The organism is Burkholderia sp. Bp9016 (assembly GCF_003857765.1).
Taxonomy (GTDB): Bacteria; Pseudomonadota; Gammaproteobacteria; order Burkholderiales; family Burkholderiaceae; genus Burkholderia.
Window position 1 is genome coordinate 84,273 of the sequence record NZ_QTPY01000002.1, and the last position, 11,755, is coordinate 96,027.

At 71.2% G+C, this 11,755-nt stretch carries 2 protein-coding genes; one reads left to right on the forward strand and one right to left on the reverse strand.

Annotated elements, in window-relative coordinates:
- Positions 1 to 4 precede the first annotated feature (4 nt).
- Positions 5 to 9,667, reverse strand: a complete 9,663-nt coding sequence (locus DIE13_RS02820) for a non-ribosomal peptide synthetase (RefSeq protein ID WP_124825737.1) — start codon at positions 9,665 to 9,667, stop codon at positions 5 to 7.
- A 274-nt stretch (positions 9,668 to 9,941) separates the two neighbouring features.
- On the opposite strand from DIE13_RS02820, the gene DIE13_RS02825 reads away from it, so the two are divergent.
- On the forward strand, positions 9,942 to 11,687 hold the full coding sequence (locus DIE13_RS02825) for a cyclic peptide export ABC transporter (RefSeq protein WP_124825738.1): 1,746 nt from the start codon (positions 9,942 to 9,944) through the stop codon (positions 11,685 to 11,687).
- Positions 11,688 to 11,755 lie beyond the last annotated feature (68 nt).

Here is an 11,755-nt window from a genome sequence, read left to right on the forward strand (position 1 = left end):
GTCCTTATTGGGTTTCCAGTTCGCCGAGCAGCGCGTCGATCGCGCTCGCCGCATCGGTCTCGCCTCGCGCCGCGCATGCCGCATCGATCGCGTCCGCGCAGCGTGCGAGCGTGCGGGTGTCGAACAGCGTGCGCAGCGGCAGCGCGAGGCCCCAGTGCAGGTTCGCCTGCGCATGCGCCTGCGTCGCGAGCAGCGAGTGGCCGCCGAGCAGGAAGAAATCGTCGTCGCGGCCGATCGCGTCCACGTGCAGCACGCGCTGCCAGATCGCCGCGAGCGCGCGCTCGGTGTCGGTGGCGAGTTCGACCGCTGCCGACATTTCACGCACCGGTGCGGGCAGCGCATGGCGGTCGCACTTGCCGTTCGGCGTGACCGGCAACGCGTCGAGCTCGATCAGTTGCGACGGCACCATGTACGCCGGCAGTTGCGCACGCAACGCATCGAGCAGCGCCGCGCGATCGAGCGGGCCCGCGTCGCCACGTGCGATATAAGCGATCAGCTGCTCGTCGCGCACGATCACGACCGCGTCGTGTACGCCCGGCGCCGCGCGCAACAACGCCTCGATTTCGCCCGGCTCGATCCGCTGGCCGCGCAGCTTCACCTGCGTGTCGACGCGGCCGAGGTAGTCGAGCGCGCCGTCGGCGCGACGCCGCGCGAGGTCGCCGGTGCGGTACATGCGCGCGCCCGGCACGAACGGATCGGGCACGAAGCGCTCGGCGGTCAGCCCCGGGCGGCCGAGATAGCCTCGCGCGAGGCCCGCGCCGGCCAGATACAGCTCGCCGGTCGCGCCGGCCGGCACCGGTTGCCATGCCGCGTCGAGCACGTGCAGTTGCAGGTTCGCGATCGGATGGCCGATCGGCACCGCGATCGCATTCGCGTCGTCGGGACCGCACGTCCAGTGCGACACGTCGATCGCGGCTTCCGTCGGCCCGTACAGGTTCACGAGCGTCGCGTTCGGCAGCAGCCGCGCGACCTTCGCGACGAGCTCGGGCGCAAGCGCCTCGCCGCTCGCGACGATCAGGCGCACGCTGTCGCATTGCGCGGCGGCCGCAAAATCGTCGAGATACGCGGCGAATGCGGCGAGCATCGACGGCACGAAGTGCAGCACCGTCACGCCGTGCGCATGGATCGCGGCCGCGAGGCGTGCCGGATCGCGGTGGTCGCCGGGCGCGGCGATCGCGAGCTTCGCGCCGATCGCGAGCGGCCACACGAATTCCCACACCGACACGTCGAAACCGAACGGCGTCTTGTGCAGCACGACGTCATCGCGCGTGAGGCGGTACGCGTGCTGCATCCACGCGATCCGGTTCGCGAGCGCGCCGTGCGTGTTGCCGGCGCCCTTCGGCTTGCCGGTCGAGCCGGAGGTGTAGATCAGGTACGCGAGCTGCGCATCGTCGATGTCGGTTGCGACGCCGGCGGGCATCTCGTCCGGTTCGTCTGCAAGCAGATCGGCCACCGTCAGCAGTTGCGTCGCCGCGCCATCGCCGAGTGCGGCCTCGACCTGCGCGCGCAGATGGGCCTGCGTGATCGCGACGGCCGGACGTGCATCCTGCAGCAGGTACGCGATGCGCTCGGCCGGATAGTCGGGATCGATCGGCAGGTACGCGGCGCCTGCCTTCAGCACGCCGACGAGCGCCGTCACCATGTCGAACGAGCGCTCGACGCACAGCGCGACCGGCGTGTCGGGCCGCACGCCGCGCCGGCGCAATGCAGCGGCGACGCGCGCCGTGCTCAGGTCGAGTTCGCGATAGGTTGCGCGTTGCACACGGCCATGCGAGTCCGCGTATTCGAGTGCGATCGCGTCCGGCGTCGCGCGTGCGGCGTCGGCGAATTGCAGATGCAGCGGCTGGCGCTGCGCGTGCGGCCACGTCTGTGCGGTGTGCTGCGCGCGTACCAGCGCATCGCGTGCCGCATCGTCCGCGATCGACAGCGTGCCGAGCAGCGCGTCCGGCGTGCGGGCCAGCGCGTCGAGCGCGCAGGCGAACGCGCGGTGCCAGGTTTCGACCTGCCGCGCATCGATACGCGCGGTGTCGTAGCCATAGTCGATCGTCAGTTCGGCGCCGCTTTCGATCACGAGTGTCAGCGCGAAATCGGTCGCTTCGATGCTGCGCACGTCGCTCAGCGCGAGTGCGCGCGGATCGGCGTCGCGCGCCGTGTCGTCGACCGGGTAGTTCTCGAACACGACCAGCGTGTCGAACAGTGCGCCGCCGGCGCCGCGCGCCCAGCGCTGGATGTCGGCAAGCGGCGTATGCGCATGCTCGGCAGCGGCTGCGTTGTCGCGTTGCAGCGCCTGCAGCCAGTCGGCCGCGCGCTGTTGCGGCGCGGGTGCCGTGATCACCGGCAGCGTGTTGATGAAAAGGCCGAGCACCGTGTCGACGTCCGCGAGCGCATCGGGACGGCCCGCGACGGTCGCGCCGAACGCAACGGCCGGCTGATGCGTCATGCGCTGCAGCGCGAGCGCCCAGGCGCCCTGCACCAGCGTGTTCACGGTCAGCTTCAGCGCCCGTGCGGTGTGCGCGACACGCGCCAGCGCATCGGCGGCGATCGTCGCACGCCACGTGACCATTTCGGCATCCGCACGGTCGGCCGCGCGCTCGGCGATCAGCGTCGGCGCGTCGAGGCGCGCGAGCCGTTCGGTCCAGAAGCGTTCGTCCGCGTCGCGGTCGCGCGTGCCGAGCCAGGCGATGAAGTCGCGATAGCGCAGCGCCGGGCGGCTCGCGAACGGCGACACCGCATCGGGGTCGCGATAGTCGCGCAGCACATCCGCGAGCAGGCGCGCGGTGCTCCAGCCGTCGAGCAGCACATGGTGGCGCGTCCACACGACACGCCAGGCGTCGTCGGCCACGCGGATCAGCGTGAGCCGCATCAGCGGCGGCTCGCGCCAGTCGAAGCCGCGGGCGCGGTCGGCCGCGAGCCATGCGTCGAAATCGGCGTCGAACGCGGCGCCGTGCGCGCGCCAGTCGAGCTGTTCGACCGGCATCTGCGCATGGCGATGCACGCATTGCAGCGGCGCCGCTTCGTCGGGCATCACGCTGGTGCGCAGGATGTCGTGGCGCGCGACCGACGCGGCGAACGCGGCCGCGAGCCGGTCGGCGTCGAGCGCTGTCGCGGTCGCGACGAGCTGGTTCACGTAGCTTGCGTGACCGGGCGCGAACAACGCATGGAACAGGATCCCCTGCTGCATCGGCGACAGCGGATAGACATCGTCGATCGTGCGCCAGTCGAGCGGCGCGCGCTCGATCGCGGCCTGCGTGAGGCCGGCCGTCTGCGCGAGCGGGAAATCGCCCGGCGTCGCACCGCCGCCGCGATGCGCGACACGTGCCGCGCAGGCATCGGCAAGCGCGCGCAGTGCGCTCGCGAAGCGTTCGGCGAAAGCATCGATCGTCGCGCGTTCGAATTGCGGTGCGCCGTACACCCAGTGCACCTTGAGCGTGCGGGCGCCGTCGCGATCGGTATCCAGATATGCGTGAATCGCGAGCGTGTTGCCGAGCGGGCCCTGGGGGTCGCGCTCGGTGCCGGTGCCGCCGAAGCGCGGCACGAGCGTCGCATCGCGCGGCGCGTCGAACTGGCCGAGATAGTTGAACGTGACGCGCGGGCGCGGCGCGGCGGCCAGCGCCGCGCGCGTCGCCGCATCGCCGTAGTGCGCGAGCACGCCGAAGCCGAGCCCCTTGTTCGGCACCGCGCGCAGCGTGTCCTTGACCGCGCACAACGTGTCGCGTGCGCTCGCGTCGACCGGCAGCGTCACCGGATAGTGGCTCGTCAGCCAGCCGATCGTACGGCTCGCGTCCGCATCGTCGAACAGCGCCTCGCGGCCGTGTCCTTCGAATTCGACGCGGCACGAAGCGGCGCCGTCGGCTTCAGTCAGCGCCAGTGCGAGCGCCGCGCCCAGCAGTTCGATCGTCTGCGTGCGATATGCCGCGTGCGCATCGGTCAGCGCCGCGCGGGTCAATGCCGCGTCGATCGTCTGCACGACGACGGCCGCATCGGCATTCGTCGCCGGTGCGTCGGGATGATCGGGCACGAGGTCGTCGCCCTGCGCCATCCCGGCCCAGTATGCGGTTTCGGCGGCGAACGGCGATGCCGGGTCTGTCGCGGCTCGTGCCAGCCGCGCCGCCCATGCATCCGCACGCAGGCCCGGTTGCGACAGGCGAACCGGCGTGCGCTCGCATGCGGCCCGATAGGCCGAGTCGAGATCGTCGAGCAGGATGCGCCACGACACGCCGTCGACGATCGCATGATGAATCGCCAGATAGAGTTGCGTCGAACCGTCCGGCAGCCGCGCCGCGCATGCGCACGCGAGCGGCCCGCGGCCGAGGTCGAGGCGGCGCTGCAACGCGTCGAAGCGTGCCAGTGCGTCGGTTTCGTCGCGTGCCGAGACTTCGACGAACGGCAGCGCGTCGTGCGGCTTCGCCGCGTCGCTTGCGTGCCAGTTGCCGTTCGCGTCGCGCGCAAAGCGCTGGCGGAACGCGTCGTGATGCGTGAGCAATGCGTCGAATGCGCGTGCGAACGCATCGGCGTCGAACGGGCCGCGCACGTCGAACGCGACCGACTGGTTCCAGTGGCCCGGATGCGGCACGTCGAGTGCGAAGAAGCGCTGCTGTGCCGGTGTCAGGATTGCCGCGGCAGCCGGCGCGGCCAGGACTGGCGTCGGCGTCGCCGCGACCGCCTCCACCGTCTTCGCGATGCGCGCGAGCTCGGCGACCGTCGGGCCGTCGAACAGTTGTTTCGGCGTGAAGCGCACGCCGCGCTTGCGGGCACGTGCGATCACCTGCAGCACGAGGATCGAGTCGCCGCCGAGTTCGAAGAAGTTGTCGTCGCGGCCGACGCTCGGCGCCTTCAGCACCGCTTGCCACACTTCGGCGAGCGCTGTTTCGACCGGGCCCTGCGGCGCGTCGCCCGCGGCGACCGTCACCGGCACGGCGGCCAGCTCGCGCAGCGCGGCGCGATCGATCTTGCCGTTCGCGGTGACCGGCAGGCGCGCGAGCGCGACGAACTGCGCGGGCACCATGTAGTCGGGCAGCGTCGCGCCGAGTGCCGCGCGCACGGCGGCTTCGTCGAATGCCGCGCCGTCGCGCATCACGACGAACGTCGCGAGCCGCAGGCGGCCGTCGTACTCGATCGCGAGCGTTTCGGCCTGCGCGATCGGGCCGGCCGCGCGTACGGCCGCGCTCACTTCGCCCGGTTCGACGCGATAGCCGCGAATTTTCACCTGGTCGTCGATACGCCCGAGGAAGGCGATCCGGCCGTCCGCGCGCAAACGCACGCGGTCGCCGGTGCGGTACAGGCGCGCGCCGGGCGTGAACGGATCGGGCACGAAGCGCTCGGCGGTCTGCGCCGGCCGGTTCAGGTAGCCGCGCGCGACGCCCGGCCCGCCCAGATACAACTCGCCCGTCGCGCCTGCCGGCACGCATGCGCCGAACGCATCGAGCACCAGCGCGCGCGCATTCGGCAGTGGTGCGCCGAGCGGCACGCCGCTCGCGGGATCGCGCGCGTCGACGGCGATCGATGCGGTGTCGCACGCGATCGCGCCGACCGTCGCTTCGGTCGGCCCGTAATGGTTGATCACGCGGCAGGCCGGCGCGAGCGCGGCGAGACGCGCGACGAGCGCCCACGTCAGCGTTTCGCCGCCGGTCACGAGCGCGTGGCGCGGCAGCACGTCGGCCGGCGCGCGCGCGTCGAGCAGCGCCTGCAGGTGGCTCGGCACGATCTTCAGCACGCCGACGTCGCGGCGGCGCATTTCGTCGGCGAACAGGTCCGGGTCGAATGCGCACGCGGCCGGCAGCAGGTGCAGCGTGCGGCCCGCGCACAGCGCGCCGAACAGCGTCGTATGGCCGAGGTCGGCCGCGACGGTCGATACCATCGCGAACGACGCGTCCGGTGCGAACGCGAGTTCGTCGAGCATGCCCTGCACATAGTCGGCGAGTGCGCCGTGCGACACGACAACACCCTTCGGCGTGCCGGTCGAGCCCGACGTATAGATCAGATAGGCGCCCTGTTCGGGATGCGGCGCGACACGTACGCCGGCCGCATGGGCGAGCGTCGCGTCCTGCGCGAGCGTATCGACGTCGAGCGGTTGCGTGTCGGTGCCGGCCGGCCAGGCGGCCGCGTCCGCGACGAGCGCCCAGCGCGCGCCGCAATCGGCGGCGGCGGCGGCCAGTCGCGCGGCCGGCTGCGCCGGATCGAGCAGCACGGCCAGCGCACCGGCTTTCAGCGCACCGAGCAGACCGACGACGAAGCGGGCCGAACGTTCTACGCAGACGATCACGGACGCCTCGGCCGTTACGCCGCGCAGTTTCAGTGCGTGCGCGATCCGGTTTGACGCGTCGTCGAGTTCGGCGAACGTCAGCGCTGCCGATGCATCGGCGAGCGCAACGCGATGCGGATAGGCAGCCGCCTGCCGCGCGAACGCGGCAACGATGTCCGCATGCTCGACACGCAGTGCCCGGCCGTCACGCGGCTGGCGCGACACCGGCGACGCATCGCACGGCAATGCGGCCGTCGTGCGTTGCGGTTCATGTGCGGCGGCCGCGACCAGCGCTGCATAGCTGTCGAGCCATGCGCGTGCGGTATCCGTATCGATGCAGTCGGTCGCGTATGCGGCGACCAGTTCGATGCCGTTCGCGTCGTCGGTGAAATCCAGCGCGAAGTCGAAGCGCGCGGCAAGATCGGGGCCCGGCGTCGCCACGGCGGTCGCGCCCGGCAGCACGCTGTCGTGACGCGCATCGAACTGCTGCGCGAATTTCACGCGCAGCCATTCGTCGCCGCGCTTGACGGGCGGCTTCACCGCGTCGACGACGCGCTCGAACGGCACGTCCTGATGCGCGACCGCATCGAGCGCCGCCGCACGTGCGGCGTCGACGAGCGCGCGGAACGGCTGCGTCGGCGCCACGCGTACGCGCATCGCCACGGTATTCAGGAACAGTCCGAGCAGCGCGCGGGTTTCCGGACGCTGGCGATGCGCGACCGGCACCGCGACGACCACGTCCGTCTCGCCGGTCACGCGCGCCAGCCATGCGTCGAGCGCGGCCAGCAGCACCGTGAAGACCGTGGCCTGCGCATCGCGTGCAAGGCGCCGCACGTCGGCTGCAACCGCGTCGGGCAGGCGTACCGACGCACGCGCGCCCTGCAGCGTGCGCGTCGCGCCCGGCTGACGGTCGACCGGCAGCGCGAGCGGGCCCGGCACGTCGCGCAGCGCGCCGCGCCAGTAGTCGAGCTGTCGTTCGCCCTCGCCGCCGGCAAGCATGTCGCGCTGCCAGTCCGCATAGTCCGCGTACTGGATCGGCAGCCCGGGCAACGACGGTTCGCGACCTTGCGCATACGCACGGTACGCGGCCGACAGTTCGTCGAACGCGCAGCGCGAGCTCCAGCCGTCGGTGATCGCGTGGTGTGCAGTCAGCAGCAGCCGGTGGCGATCGTCGGCGAGCACGAGAAGCGTCGCGCGCAGCAGCGGCCCGCCCGACAGATCGAACGGCGCACCCGCATCGTGTTCAGCCACGTGCGCGGCTTGCGCATCGCGCGCAGCCAGCGGTTGTGCGCGCAGGTCCAGCGTGGCGATCGCAACCGGCAAGTGTGCGTGGATACGCTGCATCACGATGCCGTCGTCGCTGTCGACGAGCGTCGTGCGCCATGCCTCGTGCCGTCCGATCACGTGATCGAGCGCGCGCTGCAGCGCGTCGCGGTCGAGCACGCCGTCGATCGTCCAGTGTGCGGCGATGTGATATGCGGCGCTTGCATCGCGCGTCTGGGCGAGCACCCAGAAACGTTGCTGTGCGAGCGATGCGGCGCGATCGACGTACGGCGCGGCCGATGCAGCCACGACGGCGGCGCTGCGACGCGCGGAGATCGCGGCCAGCGGCTCGCCTGTCTCGCGTTCCGCGCGATCGACGTGCGCGGCCAGATCGGCGAGCGACGGATCGGCGAACAGCGTGTCGAGGCGCAGGTTCACGCGCAATGCAGCACGAATCGCGGCCTGAAGCTGCATCGCGGCCAGCGAATCGGCGCCGAGCGCGAAGAAGCGATCAGCGCGCGACGGAATGACGTCGAGAGCCAGCAGCGTCTGCCAGACACCGGCGATCTGCTGCTCGGTCGGCGTGTGCGGCGCGTCACCCTCGCGTTGCGCCGTATCGCGGGCGGCGGCAATGCGCTCGCGCAGCGCGGCCCGGTCGATCTTGCCGTTCAGCGTATACGGCAGCGCGTCGCACCGGACGAACCGGTGCGGTTGCCACGCTGCGGGCAATTGCGCGCCCACGTGCGCCTTCAGCAGCGCATCGTCGGCGGCCGCGCGCAGCGCGACGCACGCGATCAGCCGCGTCGGCCCGTTGCCGGTTTCGGCGATCACCGCTGCATCGGCAACAGCCGGATGCGTGCGCAGGCATGCGGCGATTTCCGCAGGCTCTACACGCACGCCGCGCACCTGGACCTGATCGTCGAGCCGGCCGAGGTAGTCGAATGCGCCGTCGCCCCGCAAGCGCGCGAGGTCGCCGGTGCGATAGACGCGCGCGCCCGGCTCGCCATCCGCGTCGGGAATGAAGCGCTCGGCCGTCAACGCCGGACGACCGTGATAGCCGCGCGCAAGACACACGCCGCCGAGCAGCAATTCGCCGCCCTCGCGCGCTTCGTCGCCGTCGATACGCGCGACGCGCGGGCCGATCACGCGACCGATCGGCAGCGACGCATACACATCGTCCGCCGCGAGCACCGGCGTTTCGCCCGGCTCGACCGGCCACAGCATCGGCGAGATCACGGCCTCGGTCGGCCCGTAACCGTTGATCAGGCGCACCGACGGGAACGTCCGGCGCACGAATTCGAACGCCTGCTGCGGCAGCGCCTCGCCGCCGAACGCGAGCACGCGCAATGCCGGCGGCACGCCGTCGCGCGCGGCCACGGCCGCGAATTCGCGCAGATACGCCGGCGGGAACGCGGCGACGTTGACCGACTCGCGCACCATCAGCGCATGCGCGGCGTCCGGCGCGAACGGCTGCGGCGGCGCAATCGTCACGCTGGCGCCGACCGCGAGCGGCGCGAGCCAGCATTCGTGCGCGGCGTCGAAATTGACCGACGCGAAATGCAGCAGGCAGTCGTCGCGCTCGATCGGCAGCGCGGCCGCAAGCGCGTCGCAATGCGCGGCGAGCGGCCCGTGCTCGACGACGACCGCCTTCGGCGTGCCGGTCGAACCCGAGGTATAGATCATGTAGGCGGCCGAGCGCGGATGCACCGGCGTGTCGTCGTGGTCGTCATCGCCGAAGGCTGCGGCCTGCGCGCGATCGGCCGCCACGGCCGTCGCATCGAACGCATGCTCGAACGGCATGCCGAGCGCCACGCGGCCGGCCGCGTCGACGATGCCGTGCCGCAATTGCGCATCCCTGACGATCCAGTCGAGGCGCGCGGCCGGATGGCGCGGATCGAGCGGCACGAACACGCCGCCCGCCTTCAGCACGGCCAGCAACGCGACGAACAGATCGCACGAGCGCTCGACGCACACGCCGACCCGCACTTCCGCGCCCACGCCCGCCGCACGCAATTGCCGGGCAAGCTGCGACGCGCGCGCGTCGAGCACGCCGCGCGACAGGCGCAGATCGTTCTGGAAAGGTGCGGCGAGCGCGGGCGCGTCGGGCGCGACGCGCGCCAGTTCGCGGATTCGGTGATGCAGCGCAGTCGGGAAACTCGTCATGTGCGTGAAGTCCTTCGGTCCGGCCGCTTCGGCCAAGTCTCGGGGCCGCTTTGGGCGGCTTCACTGGTGTGACGAACGACGCGGCCGATTTTTTACCGTTTTGCGTGCAAATCGCGCACGGGGCGGCTTTCTGGAAGGAACGACTAAATATTTGCGTGTCCCGTTCGTCTATCAGGGAGGAAAGCCGCAACCGGGCTCGTGCTCGCGCGCTGCTTTCGCGTCAGTTTTTCCGTTTCCGCATGTTTCGCCTGCCCTCTTATTACCGACGTTGCCGATGACAGCCGCCCACGAGCCTTCTTCCCCGCCGTCCCTCGACGCCTCCCCCGGCCGCCCCGCGGCGCGCCTGATCCTCGCGCTGCTGCGCGAAAGCCGCGCATCACTCGCGCTTGCGCTCGTCGCCTGCGTGCTCAACGGCGTCGCGAGCGTGCTGCTCGTCGCGACGCTGAACCGCGCGCTCGCGCAGCCCGGCGCGGCCGATGCGTCGCTCGCGTGGCGCTTCGCGCTATGCGCGGTGATCGCCCTCGTCACGCGCATCGTGTCGGGCACGCTGTTCGCGCGGCTGTCGCAGGACACGATGGCGCGGCTGCGCGTGCACCTCGCGCGGCGCGTCGGCGCGGCCGAGCTGCGCGACATCGAGCGGATCGGCGCCGCCCCCGTGCAGTCGGTGCTGACCGACGACGCGACCAACGTGTCGATGCTGTTCTTCGCGCTGCCGAACCTGGTGATGCACGGCTCGATCGTGTTCGGCTGCCTCGGCTACCTCGCATGGCTGTCTTGGCCCGTTTGCCTGCTGGCGCTCACCGCGATCGTCGCGGGCTCGCTCGGCTACCACACCGGCGACCGTCGCGCGATCGCGTCGCTCGAAGCGGCCGGCCAGGCGCAGGACCGCCTGTTCGGCTATCTCGGCTCGCTGTTCTCCGGGGCGAAGGAGCTGAAGCTGCATGACGCGCGCGCGCGCCAGTTCGTCGACGGCCAGCTCGGCGCCGCGATCGGCGAGGTGCGCGATCACCGCCGCCGCGCGTTCAGCGCGTATGCGGTCGGGGTCGGCTGGATCATCTTCCTGTTCTACGTGTTCCTCGGTGCGGCCGCGTTCTGGCCGCAGCTCGGCGTACATGCCGATGCCGGCACCGCGGCCGGCTATGTCGTCGTGTTCCTGTTCATGCTGGTGCCGCTCGACGGGCTGCTGAACAACCTGCCGACCGTCAACGCGGCGCGCGTGTCGCTCGGCCGGATCGAAGGCGTGATGGCCGAATTCGGCGCGCTGCGCACGGTGCCGCCCGCCAGCGACGCCCCCGACGTGCCGCCGGCCGGCGCGGTCACGCTGCGCGGCGTCACGCATGCGTATTTCCACGAGCGCGACGAACGGATGTTCCGGATCGGGCCGATCAACCTGACGATCCAGCCGGGCGAACTGGTGTTCATCGTCGGCGGCAACGGCAGCGGCAAGACGACGCTCGCGAAGGTGCTGACGGGGCTTTACGAGCCCGAGGAAGGCGCGATCGAGGTCGACGGCCGCCCGATCGGCTGGCGCGAGCGTGCCGCGTACCGGCAGCGCTTCAGCGCGGTGTTCAACGATTTCCACCTGTTCGATGCGCTGCTCGGCATCGTCGATCCGGACGATCCGGAGCGTGCGCAGGCCGATGCGCGCGCGAACGCCCTCGTCGCGAAGCTCGCGCTCGACCACAAGGTGAAGGTCGTCGACGGCGCGTTCTCGAACCGTGCGCTGTCGACCGGCCAGCGCAAGCGGCTCGCGCTGGTTGTCGCGTATCTGGAAGACCGGCCGTTCTACCTGTTCGACGAATGGGCGGCCGACCAGGATCCGTCGTTCAAGGCCGTGTTCTACGAGCAACTGTTGCCCGAACTGCGCGCGCGCGGCAAGGCCGTGATCGTGATCACGCACGACGACCGCTATTTCGGTCTCGCCGACCGGTTGCTGAAGCTCGACAACGGGCAGATCGTCAGCGATACGACACCTGCGCGCTCGCGTGCGCAGAATGGTGTCGACGCGTTGAGCGCGTAAGCAAGAGGTTTATCGCCCGCGCGCCGTGATTGCGGTGCGCGGGCGGTGTGCCGGTTCGTCCGGCACGA

Coding starts and splice junctions, on each gene's coding strand:
- DIE13_RS02820 (WP_124825737.1), bottom strand. CDS start 9,667: ATGACGAGTTTCCCGACTGCGCTGCATCACCGAATCCGCGAACTGGCG.
- DIE13_RS02825 (WP_124825738.1), top strand. CDS start 9,942: ATGACAGCCGCCCACGAGCCTTCTTCCCCGCCGTCCCTCGACGCCTCC.